Origin of the sequence: Weizmannia sp. FSL K6-0777 (genome assembly GCF_038593185.1) — a bacterium.
Classification (GTDB): domain Bacteria; phylum Bacillota; class Bacilli; order Bacillales; family Bacillaceae_C; genus Weizmannia; species Weizmannia faecalis.
Genome location: NZ_CP151971.1, coordinates 3,042,171 through 3,060,837, shown reverse-complemented (window position 1 = coordinate 3,060,837; position 18,667 = coordinate 3,042,171). Strand labels below are relative to the sequence as shown.

Here is an 18,667-nt window from a genome sequence, read left to right as displayed (position 1 = left end):
GGTGGCAAGTACTTCCTTTTTCACAAACACTTGTTGAAAATCCTTCTCATTTGTAAATCGTGAAATCATATATTAAGCTAATAGTGGTTGTCCTAGGGGAGCGGTCCTCCGGTATCTATTGCATTTTTCTAAGTATACGATGGATTTGATCGTGGGAAAATCGCGCGGATCTCATTTTGAAAGGAGGGAGGTTCATTTGAAGACCAGAAAGTATTTTTTATTTGCCGTTTTGCTCTTGTTCGGGGTGCTACTTTTACCTTCCATGGCATCTGCACATGCGTACATCGTAAAATCCAGCCCTTCTGAAAATGAAGTATGGAAAGCACCGCCGAAAAAGGTGACCATCCAATTTGATGAAAAAATCCAGCCCGTCAATTATTCCATTCAAGTATTTGATGAGGATGGGAAGCGGGTTGACCGGAAAGACGGAAGGATCAACTCCCGCAATGGGGCTGTTTTGGAATGCGGCTTGCGCACAAATTTGCCAAAAGGTACATATCAAATTCAATGGAAAGCGGTTTCCGGTGACGGGCACCCTGTCCAAGGCGTTATTCCTTTTCAAGTTGGATCCGGACATGAGGCGAAGCAACCATCCACTTCCGGAACGGAAACAGGGTATACGCCCAAAATCGACTTGATTTTGATCCGCTGGCTGCAATATGCCAGTTTTGCGTGTATTGCCGGCATGTTTTTCTTTTCCCTGCTCATTGTTCCGCGGGAGGCCGGCCACAATCCATATATAAAGAAAGCGTCCGGCAAGATGCTGCAAATGGGTATTTTGTTCCTGGCTGTGGGCACTTTATTGAGCTTGCCTTTAACGGCGTCCATTGAACTCACGACTTCATGGCGCCATGTGCTTCATGCCGGCGTATTAAAAAGCTTCACGACAAGTACGGCTTTTGGGCATATATGGCTGGTACAGATGGCCCTGTTGCTGTGCTTGGCTGCTTCGGTATTTTTCCATTCAAAGACGAAAAATCCCGCTTTGTTTTTTGCAGCACTCGTTCCCGCGCTTGGATGGGTGCTCACCAAAGCGTTGATTGGCCATGCTGCATCAGCCCCGCATCCTGTATGGCAGGTGACGCTGGATTTTCTCCATTTGCTTTCGGCAGAAATTTGGATTGGCAGCCTGGCTATGTTCTCCGTCTTTATGCCATTGGCAAGGCATGAGAATACAAAGCCGCATTATTTTCAGATGATCAGAGCATTTTCAAAATGGGGTATTGCCCTTGTCGTTGTTCTTGCTGTGACAGGCGTTTTGGGCAGCATCACCTATGTGCCAAACTTGCGATCACTCGTAACGACCTTTTATGGGAAAGTGCTGTTTGCTAAAATCCTGTTGCTTCTCGTGATGGTCATGCTTGCCGCGTTGAATTTTTGGAACGGAAGGCGAAGCAGAAAAAAAGGACTTTTTGCATCCGTATCGGGTGAACTGGCAACAGGGATTGCCGTACTTGTCCTCTCTGTCATTTTGACAAACTTACCGACTGCGACGGCGGCACCCGGACCGTTCAAAGAAACGAAAACTGTCCACCAACAAGAAGTGACGTTCTCGGCTACTCCGAATGTGATAGGGGAAAATACATTTACATTGTCGTTGAAAGACCGCAATGGACGGCCGATAGAGCATATCGAGCAAGTGACATTAACTTTTACTTCGCTTGAAATGGAAATGGGCAGCGAGTCGAAAGTATTGAAAAAAGTCAAAGACGGTTACTACCGCGCAAAAGGAATGGATTTCAATATGGCAGGCCATTGGAACGTGCATGTCCACGTTTTGAAAAAAGATTTGAATACCATCGACACGGATTTCTCTGTTCATGTTGGCAGCCAGCCTGATTGAGGGAAAAAAGATCAGTTTCTCTGTATTAGGCTGGAACGTGCATGCCTAAGTTTTGGAAAGACTTGAACACGATTGACTTGGATTTTTCCATTCGTGTCGCAAGCCAGCCTGACTGAGAGGGAAAGACGGCGTTCAAAAAGTGGTTCCAATGAAAGGAGAAAAGGAAAAATGTTGAAGAAGTTTGCCAGAGTCGTGCTGCCGGCATTTTTCGGTTTATTTCTGTTTGCAGGTGTAGCAAGTGCCCACGTAACCGTGAGCCCGGCCACATCTACAACCGGCGCGTGGGAAACCTATACGATTAAAGTGCCGACAGAAAAAAATATTCCAACGACCAAAGTCACAATTAAAACACCAAAGGGCGTCGAAATTGAATCATATGAACCGGTGCCGGGTTGGACCTATTCAGCTGAAAAAGGTTCAGACGGAAAAACCAAGACCTTTACTTTCAAGGCTGATGGAAAAGGCATTTTACCGGGACAGTTCCAGCAGTTTACAATTGTTGCTACAAACCCGAATCGTGAGACCGAAATCGCCTGGGATGCGTACCAATATTACAAAGACGGCAGTATTGTCGAGTGGACGCAGGACAAAAACGGCGACAACCCCCATTCAATTACAAAAATAGTAAAAGGTTCGGACACCGGTCAAGCCCAAACCCATGATACAACAACCAACGACGACAAAACATCCGGCTCTTCATCCAACACCCTGCCGCTCATCTTGTCAATCGTATCGGTTGTGCTATCACTGGTTGCCTTGATCATGGCCTTTCGGAAAAAGTAATAATGTGCGCCGGTCATCGCTCAGGGTGGCAGGCGCTGTTTTCTTCCATGGATTGTAAATGGCAGAAAAGCGGTAAAGCAAAAGTTTCCCGCTATATATCACATATTTAAGTCCCGTTTTCGGTAAAACAAATAAGTGCAGGCGGAAAAGGTGGTAATCAGCAGCAGTACAAGGATCGCGTGAAAGGCTTAGGCGGTCCCCGTTTACAATATCCTGGATTGGCTACCCACTTCCTTAACAGAAACGGCTAATCGGGCAGATTCTGTTTATGTACGTGAGTCGTTCTAAAAAATTGGGAGATAAACGCAAAAATGAGTATTGAAAAACGAACGTTTGTCCTTTATAATAAAACTGAAAAATAAGAAAAGGAGTGCTGCCATTGGAACTTGTAATGGAAAAACATGCCGGTTATCACGTGCATGACCGTTTGTTTAAGGAGCTGATCCAAAACTTTTTTCAGGAGTTTATGGATGCCTTTTTCCCGGATCTTTCAGCGGATCTCGACTACCGCCGGGTGCGGTTTTTGTCGCAGGAACAGTTTACGGACTTTCCGGGCGGTGAGCAAAAACGGGTTGACATCCTCGCCGAAACGAAGGTAAAAGGGAAAGACACCGTGATTCTCATCCATGTTGAGCCGCAGTCGTATTACGAAAAGCCTTTTCCTGAACGCATGTTTCGTTATTACATGATGATCAGTCTCCGGCACCGGAAACCGGTATTGCCGATTGCCGTTTTCAGTTATGAGGAGAAAACAGAGACCCCTGATACGTACACCTTTGCGTTCCACAACATTGAAATTCTTCGTTTTCACTATTTATCCATTCATCTGATGAAACAAAATTGGAGAAATTATATCCGGAGCAACAACCCTGTTGCCGCGGCATTATTAAGCAAAATGGGGTATACAGAAAAAGAACGGGTGCAGGTCAAACTGGAGTTTCTGCGGATGCTGGCCCGGATGGAACTCGACCCTGCAAAAATGAGGCTGTTACACGGTTTCTTTGATTATTATTTAAAATTGAACGAAAAAGAGGAGGCGGAAGTAATGGAAAACATTAAAATGCTGGATCCGGACGAAGCAGAGCAAGTATTGAAATTGCCGAATTCCTATTTTGACCGCGGGTATAAGAAGGGGAAAGAGGAAGGCAGAGAAGAAGGAATTGAAATAGGAGTAGAGAAGGGAAGAGAAGAAGGAATTGAAATAGGAGTAGAGAAGGGGAGAGAAGAAGAGAGAAAAGAAATGTTACAAACGATCCCAATTGCCATCAAAATGTTGCAGGAGGGTAGGGAGCTTCAATTAATTGTGGAAAAAACTGGCCTGAGCCAGAGAGAAGTGGAAAAAATAAAACAACAATTGGAGCATTCATAAGATGGAAGTCAGGCTGCCTGGTGTGGATGGAAAAGAAGTTGTTTTAGACTTGCCGAACTATTATTATGACCTCGGGTATAAAAAAGGATTTAAAGAGGGATTTAAAGAAGGATTTAAAGAAGGATTTAAAGAAGGAGTAAAGGAGGGAAGAGAAGAAGAAAGAACACGATTGATTATCAACTTTCTAAAAAATCAAGTGGATGTGAAGGTCATTGCCCAAGCATCCGGCTTGAGTGAAGACGAGATCATGAAAATCAAAAGGTAGATAGAGGGGTAGGAGCAATAGCCCCTTCTTATCACCTGTTTGATTGTAAACCCATAAAAATAAAAACAGATTGGAAAGTGAAGAAATTCGTCTTCTCTGATAGACCCCTGTTACTCAAACTCATTTAAAAAGACCATGGTTTGCGGTTTTTTCAAAGTTCCTAAGGGAATAATTTAAGTAAAAGAATGAGGTGATGACATGGGAAATGCTGAACAAAATAGGGAAGCAGTCTCCAAGCTACGGGAATTAATAAAAGATATTGACACAGCCATGCTGACTACAATGTCGGACAAAGGCCTTGTCGCACGCCCAATGAAGACGCAAGATGTTGAGTTTGATGGAGATTTGTGGTTTTTCACAAAAAAAGATACGGATAAGTTTCATGAAATTTTACACAACCGTGAAGTAAATGTTACCTACGCTGGAAAGTCTTATGTGTCCGTCCGCGGCACTGCCGAGATTGTCGAAGACCCCGCAAAGAAGAAAGAATATTGGAGCGCCGGTTATGAGAAACTCTTGAAAACGAGTTACGATGATCCAAACGTAATATTGCTAAAAGTGAATGTGAAATCTGCCGAGTACTGGGATTCCGGAAACTTCGCGAAGATGGTCATTCATTTCTTTAACAGAGTGGTTGGCAATGAGACCGATGATGACCATTTAAACGAAACTTTGAAATTTAAATAATACAGAAGAGCCGGTTAGTCCGGCTTCCCTGTATCTCTGCTATATAAAATGAACTTAAGTTTTTCGTGCCAAAATCAATGGCGATCACGATTGACATTGATTTTGGTAACATATAGAGAAGTAGTAAATGTTTAGTTCAACTTATATAGTCGGTATTGAAATAGGGACAATCGTCCTCTAAAATAAAACTGAAAAATAAGAAAAGGAGTGCTGCCATTGGAACTTGTAATGGAAAAACATGCCGGTTATCACGTGCATGATCGTTTTTTTAAAGAGCTGATCCAAAACTTTTTTCAGGAGTTTATGGAGGCGTTTTTTCCGGATGTGTCAACGGATCTTGACTACCGCCGGGTGAGGTTTTTGTCGCAGGAACAGTTTACGGACTTTCCGGGCGGTGAGCAAAAACGGGTTGACATCCTTGCCGAAACGAAGGTAAAAGGGAAAGACACGGTGATTCTCATCCATGTAGAGCCGCAGTCGTATTACGAGAAACCTTTTCCTGAACGCATGTTTCGTTATTACATGATGATCAGTCTGCGGCACCGGAAACCGGTATTGCCGATTGCCGTTTTTAGTTACGAGGAGAAAACAGAAACCCCTGATACGTACACCTTTGCGTTCCACAACATTGAAATTCTTCGTTTTCACTATTTATCCATTCATCTGATGAAGCAAAATTGGAGAAATTATATCCGGAGCAACAACCCTGTTGCTGCGGCATTATTAAGCAAAATGGGGTATACAGAAAAAGAACGGGTGCAGGTCAAACTGGAGTTTCTGCGGATGCTGGCCCGGATGGAACTCGACCCTGCAAAAATGAGGCTGTTACACGGTTTCTTTGATTATTATTTAAAATTGAACGAAAAAGAGGAGGCGGAAGTAATGGAAAACATTAAAATGCTGGATCCGGACGAAGCAGAGCAAGTATTGAAATTACCGAATTCCTATTTTGATCGCGGGTATAAGAAGGGAAGAGAAGAAGAAAGAGAACGATTGATTATCAATTTACTAAAAAATCGAGTGGATGTAAAAGTCATTGCCCAAGCATCCGGCTTGAGTGAAGACGAGATCATGAAGATCAAAAGGCAGATAGAAGGGGAAAAGCCTTGAATCAGAGTTATGATGAGGCGGAGCAAGTATTGAAATTGCCGAATTCTTACTTTGACCGCGGGTATAAGAAGGGGAAAGAGGAAGGAATTGAAATAGGAGTAGAGAAGGGGAGAGAAGAAGAAAGAGAAGAAGAAAGAGAAGAAGGAAAAAAGGTTAAGAAGATTTATTGTTAACTTGCTAAAAAATCAAGTGGATGTGAAGGTCATTGTCCAGGCATCTGGCTTGAGTGAAGACGAGATCATGAAAATCAAAAGGCAGATAGAAGGGGGAAAGCCTTGAACCCGAGTTATGACGAAGCAGAGCAAGTATTGAAGCTGCCGAATCCCTATTTTGACCGCGGCATAAGAAGGGGGAGAGAAGAAAAAAGAAAAGAATTTTTTGCAAACGATCCCAATTGCCATCAAAATGTTGCAGGAGGGTATGGAGCTTCAATTAATTGTGGAAAAAACTGGCCTGAGCCAGAGAGAAGTGGAAAAAATAAAACAACAATTGGAGCATTCATAAGATGGAAGTCAGGCTGCCTGGTGTGGATGGAAAAGAAGTTGTTTTAGACTTGCCGAACTATTATTATGACCTCGGGTATGAAAAGGGATTTAAAGATGGGTTTAAAGAGGGATTTAAGGAGGGATTTAAAGAATTATTTGAAAAAGGAGTATAAGGAAGGGCAGAAAGGCATTCTTACAAACCATTGTGACCGGGATGCTCAAGAATGGCGTGGAGCCACAATTGATTGTTGACATGAACGAGCTCAGCCACACAGAAGTAGAAAAAAATAAAACAGCGATTGGAACATGCATAAGCTGGAAGTCAGGTATCCGTTAAAAACGGGCTGTTTCTTGCGGGAGGCAGTCCGTTACCTTGCCATGACCGGAGCTTAAGTCCCTAGCACTTTTTCAAATCTGGGCACGCGCTTATAAGCAATCTTTTAAACAAAGAAAATTCCATTGCTGTTTGGAGCTCATTAAAATCACCGTGTATGGATTGAATTTTTTCGCGAGATATATTATACTGTCTGTAACCGGTTACACAGGAAAGGTGAGGCATTTGGCAACGATCAGAGATGTGGCAAGTGAAGCGGGTGTGTCGGTGGCGACGGTATCCCGCGTGCTGAACGGAAAGGGATATGTCAATGAAAATACCCGGAAGGCAGTTGAGGCTGCCATCCGGAAATTAGCGTACAAACCAAACGAAGTGGCCCGTTCACTTTATCACCATCAATCGAAGCTGATCGGTCTTGTTATCCCGGATATTACAAACCCTTTTTTCCCCGAGATTGCCAGGGGCGTGGAGGATTTCTTCCAGGAAGAAGGGTACCATGTCATGATTGGCAATAGTGATGAAAGCCGTGAGAAGGAAGTGAATTATATAGAAGCCTTTTCACAGCATAATGTGATGGGGATTATCAGTACATCAAGCGATGACATCTCACAGTGGGCCGGTTTGGACATTCCTGTTGTATTGCTAGACCGAATTCAGGATGACTTTCCTTCCGTTTGCGCGGATCAGGAAGCTGGGGGAAAATTGGCTGCGCAAATTTTGCTCGAACGGGGAAGCCGCAATATCACACTGATGAGAGGACCGCATCATTTGCGCACTGCCCAGGAAAGGTTTTTGGCGGCGTTAACTGAACTTGGCCGGTCCAGTGCAAGGTTTCAAGTATTGAACACCGCGTTTTCGTATCATCATGCCCTTGAAACAGCAAAGCAGCTGTTTGACTGTTACCCGGATACAGATGGAATCATTGCAGCCAATGATATGGTGGCTGCAGCTGTCTTGCGGGAGGCATTGGCAAGAGGGAAAAAAATTCCCGATGGACTGCAAATCATCGGCTTTGACGATATTCCCATCAGCCAGCTTGTATACCCTGCGCTTTCTACCATTCATCAGCCGGCTTATGAGATGGGAATGGAAGCTGCCAAACTTTTGCTGGAATGCATGCATCAACAGACAAATTTGAAAAAGAAGATCAAACTCTCGATTGCATTTAAAGACAGGGAAACAACAAGAAAGGAAGGCGGATAGAAATGGTGCAAATTACAGTGGTCGGAAGCATCTCAATGGATCTCGTCGTGACAGCTGACAGAAGGCCACAGGCAGGAGAAACCATTTTAGGGCACTCATTTAAGACGGTGCCGGGCGGAAAGGGAGCAAATCAGGCCGTTGCTGCGGCAAGGCTTGGGGCAAAGGTAAACATGGTTGGCTGTGTTGGGGATGATGTGTATGGTCCGGCCTTAATTGAAAATTTGCGTCAAAATCATGTCTCTACACAATATGTGGAACCGGTTACACATTGCAGTTCCGGTACCGCGCATATTACGTTGGCGGAAGGGGACAACAGTATTATTTTTATCAAGGGAGCAAACGATTTTGTTACACCGGATTATGTGGAAAAGGCAAAAGAAGCATTTGAAGGCTCTGCTATTGTCTTAATCCAGCAAGAAATCCCATATGAAACGGTTGAATATGTCGCGAAACTTTGTGAAAAAAAACAGATTCCGCTCTTGTTAAACCCTGCACCGGCACGAAAAATTTCCCCAGCCATTCTTGAAAAAACAGCATACTTGACGCCAAATGAGCATGAGTGCAATTTCCTTTTCAACGGGATAGACAGGTCCGAAGCATTAAAACGGCATCCAAACCAGTTAATCATTACAGAAGGGAAAAACGGGGCAAGATTTTATGACGGAAGAGAAGAGATTGTCGTGCCAAGTTTTCCAGTTGAAACAGTGGATACCACTGGAGCCGGTGATACTTTTAATGCCGCATTTGCAGTAGCCGTTGCAGAAGGGAAAGAAATAAAAGAAGCGCTCCTGTTTGCAAACCGTGCTGCCTCGTTGTCGGTGACAAAATTCGGGGCACAGGGCGGCATGCCCACCCGCGAAGAAGTAGACGGGAGGAAAGAATGATGAAAAAGCACGGAATGCTGAACAGCTCGATTACAAAAGTCTTGGCAGACCTGGGACATACAGATTGGCTTGTGATTGCCGATGCCGGGCTGCCGGTTCCTAAAGGCGTGCCAAAAATTGATCTTGCATTAACTCCGGGAACCCCTTCGTTTAAAAGTGTGGTCAAGGCTGTCTGTGATGACATGGTGATAGAAAAAGCCATTGCGGCAGAAGAAGTGAAAGACGGAAACCCGGGCCAGCTGGCGTTTTTAAATGAACAATTTCCGAATTTGATAGAATTCGTTCCACATGAGGATTTCAAAAAAATGACAGAAAAAGCAAAAGCGGTTATCCGTACCGGGGAAATGACGGCTTATTCAAATTGCATTTTACAGGCGGGTGTCTTTTTCTAAGAATGCAGCTGTTTTAGAACAAAGTAAAGGATGCCAGAAATAAAGGGAGGGAACCCGATGCAAATTGAAATGCATGACATCTATAAATCTTTTGGTGCCAATAAGGTGCTTGAAGGGGTAAATTTTTCGCTGTTGCCCGGCGAGGTCCATGCATTAATGGGGGAAAATGGTGCTGGAAAATCAACTTTAATGAATATTTTAACAGGCCTCCATCAAAAAGATAAAGGCAAAATTATTATGAATGGCAAAGAAACATTTTTTCAAAATCCAAAAGAGGCGGAACAGGCCGGCATTGCATTTATCCATCAGGAATTAAATATTTGGCCCGAAATGACTGTCCTTGAAAATTTATATATTGGAAGAGAAATAACACGTCCCTTTGGTGTTTTAAAAACGAAGGAAATGAAAGCGCTAGCAAAAGGCGTATTCGATCGTTTAAACATTTCTTTGCCATTTGACCGGCTGGCCGGTGCCTGTTCGGTAGGCGAACAACAAATGATTGAAATTGCGAAAGCCTTGCTCACAGATGCTGAAGTCATGATTATGGATGAACCAACGGCTGCTTTAACCGACCGTGAGATTCAATCTTTATTTTCTGTCATCGAATCACTGAAAAAGAATCATGTTTCGATTGTCTATATTTCTCACAGAATGGATGAAATTTTTCAAATTAGCGACAGGATTACAGTGATGCGGGATGGTAAAACAGTCGATACAAAACGGACGAAAGATACCGGTTATCAGGAAGTCGTTAGAAAAATGGTGGGCCGTGATTTAGAAGAGCAATTTCCACAAAGAACAGCCCGCCAAGGAAATACGATTTTAGAAGTCCGCCATTTTTCCAGCCGGCAAAAATTCAAGGACATCAATTTTTCGGTCCGGTCCGGGGAAATCCTTGGGGTTGCAGGGTTAATGGGGGCAGGAAGAACAGAGATTATGCGCGCATTATTTGGCATTGACCCCTGCGATGCCGGCGAAATTTTTATTGAAGGGAAAAAGGTCCGGATTAAAAATCCAAGTGATGCAGTACAAAAAGGAATTGCTTTTATCACAGAAAACCGGAAAGATGAGGGGCTGATTCTTGATTTTACAATTCGTGACAATATTGCACTGTCAAACCTAGAAAGCTTTGCTCCAAATGGCGTGATAAAAGCGGCTGACGAAAAATCATTTGTCGACATGATGATTCAGCGGCTGAAAATTAAAACCGCTTCCTCAGAAACAGTTGCCGGGGATCTATCCGGCGGTAACCAACAAAAGGTGGTTCTTGCAAAGTGGGTCGGAACAGCCCCAAAAGTATTGATTCTTGATGAACCGACAAGAGGAATTGATGTAGGCGCAAAACGTGAAATCTACTATTTGATGAATGAATTAACGGAAAGGGGTATGGCCATCATCATGATTTCCTCTGAATTGCCGGAAATCCTTGGGATGAGTGACCGGGTTCTTGTTATTCATGAAGGAGAAATTGCCGGCGAATTGGACAAAGCGGAAGCTACACAAGAGAATATCATGTTCTTAGCGACGGGAGGAAAAAAACATGGAACAAGCAACTAAAAAAAGCACAGTTGTTCTGCAAAAACTCGGCCCATTACTTGCTTTTATCTTGTTATTTATTGTTGTTGCCATTTTGAATCCTTCATTTATTGCTCCTTTGAATTTGCTTAATTTATTGCGGCAAGTATCGATTAACGCATTGATCGCATTTGGCATGACTTTTGTGATCTTAACCGGCGGAATCGATTTATCTGTTGGTTCAACACTGGCATTATCCAGTGCCCTCATGGCAGGAATGATTGTTGCAGGCCTGAATCCCATTCTGGCGATCGTTCTTTCAGCCCTCATCGGTGCGCTGTTGGGCGCTGTGAACGGTTTGTTTATTACAAAAGGAAAAGTCGCCCCGTTTATTGCAACATTGGCAACCATGACGATATACCGCGGTTTGACAATGGTATATACAAACGGAAATCCGATTACCGGACTTGGCGATAACTTAGCATTCCAGTTGTTTGGCCGCGGCTATTTCTTAGGCATTCCGGTTCCTGCCATTACGATGGTTATCACATTTTTCATTTTATGGTTTATTTTGCACAAAACTTCTTTTGGCAGAAAAACATATGCAGTGGGCGGAAATGAAAAAGCTGCTCTTGTTTCCGGAATTAAAGTAGACCGGGTGAAGTGGTTAATTTACAGTCTGGCGGGGTTATTGGCAGCACTTGCCGGATCCATCTTAACTTCGCGTCTCAATTCGGCCCAGCCGACAGCAGGCACTTCTTATGAAATGGATGCGATTGCAGCGGTTGTTTTGGGCGGGACAAGCCTGTCAGGCGGCAAAGGAAGAATTTTCGGCACACTGGTCGGTGCACTTATTATTGGTACATTAAACAATGGATTAAACATTCTGGGAGTCTCTTCTTTTTACCAACAGGTCGTAAAAGGGGTCGTCATTTTAATTGCCGTCTTAATTGACCGGAAAAAATCGTAAAGCGGGGTGCAGATAATGAAAAAAATGATGAAAATGATGACTGTATGTTTGCTTATATTATCTTTAGCTGCCTGTTCCATGGAACCGCCGTCATGGGCAAAACCGGGCCATCATAAAGAATTAAAGGATATGAAAATCGGCTTAAGTGTTTCTACTTTGGATAATCCTTTCTTTGTTTCATTGAAAAACGGCGTGCTCCAGGAAGCGAAGGAAAAGGGAATGAAAGTGATTACGGCAGATGCCCAAAATGATTCCGCTAAGCAAATTAATGATATAGAAGATCTTATCCAGCAGGGTGTGGATATTTTACTCATCAATCCAGTAGACTCTGCGGCTGTCTCATCCGCAGTTGAAAGCGCGAACCACATCGGCATTCCGGTGATTACGCTTGACCGGTCTGCAGATAAGGGGAAAGTGGAAACTTTAGTTGCTTCAGATAATGTGAAAGGCGGAAAGATGGCAGCAAACTATATCATAAGCAAGGTTGGGGAAAATGCAAAAGTTGCAGAGTTGCAGGGAACACCCGGTGCATCTGCTTCACGTGAACGGGGACAGGGATTTGACTCCATTGCAGATAAAGAATTAAATATTGTTACGAAACAAACAGCTAATTTTGACCGTACGCAGGGCATGAACGTAATGGAAAATATTTTGCAAGGGCACAAAGACATCCAGGCTGTTTTTGCCCAAAATGATGAAATGGCTTTAGGGGCCATCCAAGCGATTAAAAGTTCAGGAAAAAATATAATTGTGGTGGGATTTGACGGAACGGATGATGGATTAAAAGCTGTTAAACAAGGACAGTTGAGTGCGACAGTTGCCCAACAGCCTGTGCTAATCGGAAAAGAAGCCGTTCAGGCTGCGTCCAAAATATTAAAAGGGAAAAAAGTCAAAAGCCGTATTGCTGTGCCGTTAAAATTGGTAAAGGAAAAATAAGTTTGTCCTGCTGAACGGACTGGATCTCCTTGCGTATCTGGTTCGTTCAGCAGGATTATTTAACGGCTTTCCGAAAGAAGTCTCCCATCCTCAAGGAATGTGAAGGTGCGAATCGCACCAATGAGTAGGTGGAAGATGAATTTCGGTTGGCTTTAGCCAAAGTTATTTTTCCAATCCTTTTCTCAACAATTCTAAGATTGCGGCTGTTCTAGTTGGAATCCCATTTTCTTTTTGATATTGCTCCAATTTTTCTAATATCGTCTTAGGCATACGAATTTCTACACGTTCTTTCTCTTCTCTCATGATTATCACCTCATATTGATTGTACGGATTTTTTACGATATAATCAATATATACGAAATTTTTCCGCACAAAGTGAGGTGAATTGATATGGCCAAGCAAAACAAAGCTTTCAAGTTTCGTTTGTTACCAAACAAAGAACAATCCGCATTATTAGCTAAGACATTTGGTTGTGTTCGCTTTGTCTACAATAAGATGTTAGCTGAACGCAAAGAAACGTATGAAAAGTTCAAGGATGATAAAGAATTGCTTAAAAAGCAAAAGTTTCCGACTCCTGCAAAATATAAAAGTGAATTTCCATTCCTAAAAGAAGTGGATTCTTTAGCTTTGGCAAATGCACAAATGAACTTACAGACTGCTTATAAGAATTTCTTTGAAGGAAATGCGGATTTTCCAAAGTTCAAAAATCGTAAAGCAAAACAATCCTATACAACTAATATGGTCAACGGAAATATTAAGCTAGAAAATGGTCATATCAAACTGCCAAAAATCAAAAAGCCAATAAAAATGAAACAGCATAGAGAGATACCTGCTGATTATAAAATCAAATCTTGCACTATTTCTAAAACAAAGACAGGCAAGTACTACATTTCAATTTTGACAGAATATGAGAAAGATATTCGTCCAGTTAAAATACAGAAAGTTGTTGGTTTGGATTTTGCTATGGATGGTCTATATGTCGAGAGTGAACAGGGTAAGAAAGCCAATTACCCACGTTACTATCGGCAAGCCTTAGATAAATTAGCAAAAGCACAACGAATTCTTTCTCGAAGAAAGAAAGGTTCTGCACGTTGGAACAAGCAACGACTAGTAGTGGCTAAGTTACATGAGAAAGTGGCGAACCAACGCATGAATTTTCTTCATCATAAGTCAAAAGAATTAGCTTCTAACTTTGATGCTGTCGTGATTGAGGACTTGAACATGAAAGGGATGTCTCAAGCCCTTCACTTTGGGAAAAGCGTTCACGACAACGGTTGGGGGATGTTCACTACTTTCTTAGCGTATAAGCTAAAAGAACAAGGGAAACAACTTGTGAAAATTGATAAGTGGTTTCCCTCCACTAAGAAGTGTTCATGTTGCGGCAAGGAAAAAGAAATGCCATTATCTGAACGTGTATATAAATGTTCTTGCGGCTTTGTATTAGATCGCGATCACAATTCAGCAATCAATATCAAAAATGAGGGATTACGCTTATTAGCGTTATCATAAGTAACAAAACTCTTGGAACAAGAGGGTTAGCTCGGTCAGTTTTCGTTGGCTAGTAAAAGCAACGATAAGTCGAGAAGCCCCCACTTCAATCAAACCGTAAGGTTGATAAGTGGTGGGTAGTTCACTGGGGTGAAATGATGAAAAATCCAGTCTTTTTATTAGCGCCGGATTCGTTTAAAGAGAGCATGACGGCAAAAGAGGTATGTGCCGCAATGGAAGCAGGGATTAAAAAAGCGATCCCGGATGCTGTTTGCATTCAGGTTCCAATGGCGGACGGCGGGGAAGGAACGGTTCAATCGCTGGTGGATGCAACAGGCGGAACGATTTACCAGCAAACCGTCACAGGGCCGCTCGGACATCCGGTCACAGCCTGTTACGGGATTCTCGGAGACGGGGAAACGGCAGTAATTGAAATGGCATCTGCAAGCGGCATCCATTTGGTCACAAAAGAAACGAAAAATCCGTTGGTTACCACAACCTATGGTACCGGAGAACTGATTAAAGCCTGTCTGGACAAAAAAGTAAAACAGATTCTGATCGGCATTGGCGGCAGTGCCACAAACGACGGGGGCGCCGGGATGGCACAGGCGCTCGGTGTAAAATTTTTAGATGAAAGGGGCGGGATGCTTCCTTTTGGCGGCGGTGCACTCGGGGATTTGGCGGAAATTGATTTGGCCGGCCTTGATCCGCGCTTGAAAGAGGTGCAAATTTTTGTCGCATCGGATGTTACCAATCCTTTATGCGGGGAAAACGGCGCTTCTCATGTATTCGGGCCGCAAAAAGGCGCGACGAAAGAAATGGTTGCGCTCTTGGATACCAACCTTTCGCATTATGCCGCCATCATCAAAGAACAGCTTGGCAAAGATGTTGCTGAGGTCCCAGGGGCAGGGGCTGCAGGCGGCCTCGGTGCCGGTCTGATGGTGTTCACGGATGCCGTGTTAAAAAGCGGCATCGAGCTTGTCGTGGAATACACCGGATTGGAGCAAAAAGTAAAAGATGCTGATATCGTTTTGACCGGCGAAGGCAGCATCGATTTCCAGACGCAGTTCGGGAAGACCCCTTATGGCGTGGCCAGGGCAGCAAAAAAACATGGGAAACCCGTAATTGCCGTTGCCGGTTATGTCGGGGAACAAATTGATGTTTTATATGAAAAAGGCATTGATGCGATCTTTGGCATCCTGCCCCGCCCGATGGCGCTTGAAGACGCTTTGCAAACGGGTGCTGCCAATATTGAGAGAACATGCGAAAATATCGCGCGGCTTTTGGTGCTAGCGAAACAGTAGAGGGCGTATCATATTTTCACGAAACGGCAGCAAGCCGTTAACTGTGATTAGATGCCCATGCCGCAGTGAATACGGCACCACCAGAAAAACGAAAATCAGCCGGCGTATATTTTCAGGATAGACGCCCTGGTGATGCAAACCAATGGATGCCGTTAAAAATTCCGGTACAGGACGTTAGCCATTTGCGCAAGCTAAACCGCCATACAAAGCCGCAAACGAGCGCAGACCGCAAAAAGGCTGCGCTTTTCACCTGCGTAGCAACCGGTATGCCAGTTCGAACAGATCAAACAGCTGAAATGGATTTTTTTCTATCAACTCTTTAAAATTTTTATGGAAGAATGTTTGTCTGACTGGATTAAAATAAAAGTCCGCTTTTTATGGAATTTTATCTTATTTTAACGCGATATCCATGAGGTGTAAGCGTATTAATTGCTATTTATATATAACAATTTTACTATAAAAATAGGATATTTATGATAAACGATATTCAATTAAAAATTTGGCAAGGGGAGTGGAAAAAATGAAAGCAGCAGTATGGCACGGAGAAAAAGATATTCGTGTAGAAGATGTTGAATTGCGCCCGTTAAAAGAGAATGAAGTGAAAGTAAAAGTAGCATGGGCCGGGATTTGCGGCAGTGACTTGCATGAATACCAGGAAGGGCCGGTATTTATTCCTGTTGGCGAAGAAAATGAATTTACCGGTGAAAAAGCGCCGCTCACGATGGGGCATGAATTTGCCGGTGTGATTGAAGAAGTCGGATCAAAAGTTACCAAGTATAAAGCAGGCGACAGGGTTGTTATTAACCCGACGATTACCCGCGGAATCAAACCGGATGAATTCGATCGTTATGACGGCTACGCTTTTATTGGATTACATAGCAATGGCGGATTTGCGGCATACGCCAACATTCCAGAAAATAATATTTACCGCGTGCCGGATTCCTTGTCTTTGGAGGAAGCTGCATTAGTTGAGCCTAGCGCGGTTGCTGTACAGGCTGTGAAAGATAGTGGTTTAAGATTTGGCGATACGGTTGCGATTTTTGGTGCAGGCCCGATCGGATTATTGACCATTGTTGCAGCACGTGCGGCAGGTGCAAGCCGGATTGTCGTGGCGGATTTGTCGCAACCTCGTCTGAACCTGGCGAAAAAAGCAGGCGCGACCGACATTATTAATTCCGGGGAAAAAGATGCCGTCCAAACCATCCGTGATCTTGTTCCGGGCGGCGTAGATGTATCCTTTGAAGTGGCCGGCGTTGCTCCGACTTTCAAACAAGCACTTGATGCAACGAAAGCACGCGGGATTGTCGATGTCATTTCTATCTTTGCACGCCCGATAGAATGGAACCCGATGCAGTTAACGAATACAGGTGTTAGCGTTACAGCATCGATTGTTTACACGAAGAAAACATTCCAACAAACGATTAACCTGATTGCATCCGGCCAATTGAAACCGCAAGACGTCGTTACCAGCCATATCCAATTGGAAGAAATCGTTGAAAAAGGCTTCGAAGCTTTGACAAAAGACAAATCCCAGGCGAAAATTTTGGTTAAATTGAGCGGGGAGAAATAAACCTTTTAAGAAGAGGCCGCCCCGGGCTGATTCCGGGCCGGCCTCTTTTCTTTGCAAGAGGAAATCACAACCTTTTTGCGGGGCGCATAGGCTAATGTGGAAAACCGTTAATTATCCAAACAGAGGAGTGGCGGGATATGGCTAGAAAAGTGTTACATTATTTTGCAGGCGGCAATACCGGGAAAGGGTTTGCGCATTATTTGGATTCAAGTTTGCAGGGTTTGGATCGCGTGTTTATTTTAAATGGCAGGACAGGGAAATCATACATCATGGAAAAACTGGCGGAAGCGTGGAAGCAAAAAGGTTATGATCTTGAACTGATTCATTGCCCGTCTGCCCCTGATTCGCTGGATGGCCTGATGATTCCAGGATTAAAAACAGGAGTGGTGGATGGGAATGCGCCGTATGCGATTGAACCGAAAGCAAATGGATCGGTTATGATCCTGGAGGACGCATTGGACGCCAAATATGAAAAAGAGGTATTACAGCTGAATCGCCGTATACAGGAAGCCTATCAATCTGCGTACAAATCGTTTGCGGAAAGTTTGCGCCATCATGATGACTTGGAGGCCATTTACTTAAAAGAAATGGATTTTGAAAAGGCAGGCCAGGTGACACAGCAGCTGATTGAAAAGCTATTTGGCGGGAAAACCGGGGGCGGGAGCGCAACGGTATACCACCGTTTTCTCGGGGCAGCCACACCAAACGGAGCAGTTGACTTTATCCCAAATCTGACGGAGGGGCTATCGAAACGCTATTTTATAAAGGGGCGGGCCGGAACCGGCAAATCCACAATGCTGAAAAAAATTGCGGCCAAAGCGTCAGAAAAAGGATTCACGACTGAGATTTACCATTGCGGATTTGATCCAAACAGCCTTGATATGGTCATCGTCAGGGAACTCGGGTTTTGCATTTTTGACAGCACCGATCCGCACGAATATTTCCCTGAGCGAAATGGGGACGAAGTGATAGATATGTACGCGGCTGCGGTGACGCCGGGTACGGATGAAAAATACGCAAACGAAATTCAAGCTGCCCATAAGCGGTACAAAGACAAAATGAAAGAAGGGACCGCCTGGCTGCACGAGGCAAAAGTGCTGAACGATAAACTGGAAATGTACTATGATGAGGCACTGGACTTCGCAAAAGCGGACCAGATCTATCTCAAGATCAATCAAGGTATCCAGGAAGCTGAACGCCTGCAAACGCAATCGTGATAAAATGGGATGCCGCCGGGAAATGCGGCATTTTTTTGAGGAAATGTAAGGCATTGCGGGGTTTTTCGGGAAGGCTCGTGTTTTTCAAAGTAGATTCTCATGCCCAGTGAACGCGGCACCAGCAGAAGAATGAAAATCAGCCTGTGCAATTTTCCAGGATAGTAAGGAAAGGCATCACGCGATTCCCCAGGTACCGATTTGCCTCCATAAGGCAACACATGATTCCCCACGGGGCTATCGTCTTGTTGAAAAACATTACGGTTTCCCGGTTTCCAGCGTAAAAGGGAAAAAGAAAGACCCGAATCGTTTTCC

18 protein-coding genes and 1 pseudogene are annotated in these 18,667 nt (G+C 43.9%); 18 read left to right on the top strand and 1 reads right to left on the bottom strand.

Annotation, left to right across the window (positions count from 1 at the left end; translation table 11 throughout):
- The first annotated feature begins 196 nt into the window (after positions 1-196).
- The 14 genes and pseudogenes from NST70_RS14700 (at position 197) to rbsB (ending at position 12,776) form a co-directional block, all read left to right on the top strand.
- Positions 197-1,843: a copper resistance protein CopC gene (locus NST70_RS14700; protein WP_342475403.1), complete on the top strand. Its 1,647-nt coding sequence runs from the start codon at positions 197-199 to the stop codon at positions 1,841-1,843.
- A 168-nt stretch (positions 1,844-2,011) separates the two neighbouring features.
- Positions 2,012-2,626 (top strand): DUF1775 domain-containing protein, encoded by a 615-nt coding sequence (locus NST70_RS14695; RefSeq protein ID WP_014097042.1) that lies wholly within the window; start codon positions 2,012-2,014, stop codon positions 2,624-2,626.
- 379 nt (positions 2,627-3,005) lie between these two features.
- Positions 3,006-3,995, top strand: coding sequence for a DUF4351 domain-containing protein (locus NST70_RS14690; RefSeq protein WP_342475402.1), 990 nt, complete (start codon positions 3,006-3,008; stop codon positions 3,993-3,995).
- Position 3,996: 1 nt separating this feature from the next.
- Positions 3,997-4,260 carry a hypothetical protein gene (locus tag NST70_RS14685; RefSeq protein WP_017550090.1) on the top strand — a complete coding sequence of 88 codons (264 nt, stop codon included), beginning with the start codon at positions 3,997-3,999 and terminating at the stop codon, positions 4,258-4,260.
- Positions 4,261-4,458: 198 nt separating this feature from the next.
- On the top strand, positions 4,459-4,947 hold the full coding sequence (locus NST70_RS14680) for a pyridoxamine 5'-phosphate oxidase family protein (protein ID WP_014097045.1): 489 nt from the start codon (positions 4,459-4,461) through the stop codon (positions 4,945-4,947).
- A gap of 216 nt (positions 4,948-5,163) precedes the next feature.
- Positions 5,164-6,057: a DUF4351 domain-containing protein gene (locus NST70_RS14675; RefSeq protein WP_342475401.1), complete on the top strand. Its 894-nt coding sequence runs from the start codon at positions 5,164-5,166 to the stop codon at positions 6,055-6,057.
- Positions 6,054-6,336, top strand: a pseudogene (locus NST70_RS14670) (hypothetical protein). The gene NST70_RS14675 and the pseudogene NST70_RS14670 overlap by 4 nt, the downstream one beginning before the upstream one ends.
- Positions 6,333-6,608, top strand: a complete 276-nt coding sequence (locus NST70_RS14665; RefSeq protein WP_014097048.1) for a hypothetical protein — start codon at positions 6,333-6,335, stop codon at positions 6,606-6,608. The pseudogene NST70_RS14670 and the gene NST70_RS14665 overlap by 4 nt, the downstream one beginning before the upstream one ends.
- Positions 6,609-7,101: 493 nt before the next feature.
- Entirely contained in the window at positions 7,102-8,079 is a 978-nt protein-coding gene (locus tag NST70_RS14660) for a LacI family DNA-binding transcriptional regulator (RefSeq protein WP_035183435.1), read from the top strand.
- 2 nt (positions 8,080-8,081) lie between these two features.
- Positions 8,082-8,963, top strand: coding sequence for a ribokinase (gene rbsK / locus NST70_RS14655; protein WP_342475400.1), 882 nt, complete (start codon positions 8,082-8,084; stop codon positions 8,961-8,963).
- Complete coding sequence (gene rbsD, locus NST70_RS14650; protein WP_041819467.1) at positions 8,963-9,355, top strand: D-ribose pyranase; 393 nt, start codon at positions 8,963-8,965, stop codon at positions 9,353-9,355. The genes rbsK and rbsD overlap by 1 nt, the downstream gene beginning before the upstream one ends.
- 57 nt (positions 9,356-9,412) lie before the next feature.
- Positions 9,413-10,912 (top strand): sugar ABC transporter ATP-binding protein, encoded by a 1,500-nt coding sequence (locus NST70_RS14645; RefSeq protein WP_061577689.1) that lies wholly within the window; start codon positions 9,413-9,415, stop codon positions 10,910-10,912.
- A complete protein-coding gene (rbsC, locus tag NST70_RS14640) occupies positions 10,896-11,840 on the top strand; it encodes a ribose ABC transporter permease (RefSeq protein ID WP_013860508.1) in 945 nt (314 codons plus the stop codon). Before NST70_RS14645 ends, rbsC begins: the two co-directional genes overlap by 17 nt.
- Positions 11,841-11,855: 15 nt before the next feature.
- Complete coding sequence (rbsB, locus tag NST70_RS14635) at positions 11,856-12,776, top strand: ribose ABC transporter substrate-binding protein RbsB (protein ID WP_013860507.1); 921 nt, start codon at positions 11,856-11,858, stop codon at positions 12,774-12,776.
- 162 nt (positions 12,777-12,938) lie between these two features.
- Here rbsB and NST70_RS14630 read toward each other — a convergent pair whose 3' ends face one another.
- Positions 12,939-13,079, bottom strand: a complete 141-nt coding sequence (locus tag NST70_RS14630; protein ID WP_003352379.1) for a ribbon-helix-helix protein, CopG family — start codon at positions 13,077-13,079, stop codon at positions 12,939-12,941.
- Between the two features lie 87 nt (positions 13,080-13,166).
- Between NST70_RS14630 and NST70_RS14625 the strand changes: the two genes are divergently transcribed.
- The 4 genes from NST70_RS14625 (at position 13,167) to NST70_RS14610 (ending at position 18,355) form a co-directional block, all read left to right on the top strand.
- Complete coding sequence (locus NST70_RS14625; protein WP_014095882.1) at positions 13,167-14,285, top strand: RNA-guided endonuclease TnpB family protein; 1,119 nt, start codon at positions 13,167-13,169, stop codon at positions 14,283-14,285.
- A 137-nt stretch (positions 14,286-14,422) separates the two neighbouring features.
- Positions 14,423-15,568: a glycerate kinase gene (locus tag NST70_RS14620; protein ID WP_041818033.1), complete on the top strand. Its 1,146-nt coding sequence runs from the start codon at positions 14,423-14,425 to the stop codon at positions 15,566-15,568.
- Between the two features lie 520 nt (positions 15,569-16,088).
- Positions 16,089-17,138, top strand: coding sequence for a 2,3-butanediol dehydrogenase (locus NST70_RS14615; RefSeq protein ID WP_014097057.1), 1,050 nt, complete (start codon positions 16,089-16,091; stop codon positions 17,136-17,138).
- A 137-nt stretch (positions 17,139-17,275) separates the two neighbouring features.
- Positions 17,276-18,355, top strand: coding sequence for a PRK06851 family protein (locus NST70_RS14610; RefSeq protein ID WP_013860503.1), 1,080 nt, complete (start codon positions 17,276-17,278; stop codon positions 18,353-18,355).
- The last annotated feature ends 312 nt before the right edge of the window (positions 18,356-18,667 follow it).

What these genes read in the sequence shown, in the direction of transcription:
- NST70_RS14695 (WP_014097042.1), top strand. Translation starts at nt 2,012, where the DNA reads ATGTTGAAGAAGTTTGCCAGAGTCGTGCTGCCGGCATTTTTCGGTTTA.
- NST70_RS14685 (WP_017550090.1), top strand. Translation starts at nt 3,997, where the DNA reads ATGGAAGTCAGGCTGCCTGGTGTGGATGGAAAAGAAGTTGTTTTAGAC.
- NST70_RS14680 (WP_014097045.1), top strand. Translation starts at nt 4,459, where the DNA reads ATGGGAAATGCTGAACAAAATAGGGAAGCAGTCTCCAAGCTACGGGAA.
- rbsK (WP_342475400.1), top strand. Translation starts at nt 8,082, where the DNA reads ATGGTGCAAATTACAGTGGTCGGAAGCATCTCAATGGATCTCGTCGTG.
- rbsD (WP_041819467.1), top strand. Translation starts at nt 8,963, where the DNA reads ATGAAAAAGCACGGAATGCTGAACAGCTCGATTACAAAAGTCTTGGCA.
- NST70_RS14645 (WP_061577689.1), top strand. Translation starts at nt 9,413, where the DNA reads ATGCAAATTGAAATGCATGACATCTATAAATCTTTTGGTGCCAATAAG.
- rbsC (WP_013860508.1), top strand. Translation starts at nt 10,896, where the DNA reads ATGGAACAAGCAACTAAAAAAAGCACAGTTGTTCTGCAAAAACTCGGC.
- rbsB (WP_013860507.1), top strand. Translation starts at nt 11,856, where the DNA reads ATGAAAAAAATGATGAAAATGATGACTGTATGTTTGCTTATATTATCT.
- NST70_RS14630 (WP_003352379.1), bottom strand. Translation starts at nt 13,079, where the DNA reads ATGAGAGAAGAGAAAGAACGTGTAGAAATTCGTATGCCTAAGACGATA.
- NST70_RS14625 (WP_014095882.1), top strand. Translation starts at nt 13,167, where the DNA reads ATGGCCAAGCAAAACAAAGCTTTCAAGTTTCGTTTGTTACCAAACAAA.
- NST70_RS14620 (WP_041818033.1), top strand. Translation starts at nt 14,423, where the DNA reads ATGAAAAATCCAGTCTTTTTATTAGCGCCGGATTCGTTTAAAGAGAGC.
- NST70_RS14615 (WP_014097057.1), top strand. Translation starts at nt 16,089, where the DNA reads ATGAAAGCAGCAGTATGGCACGGAGAAAAAGATATTCGTGTAGAAGAT.
- NST70_RS14610 (WP_013860503.1), top strand. Translation starts at nt 17,276, where the DNA reads ATGGCTAGAAAAGTGTTACATTATTTTGCAGGCGGCAATACCGGGAAA.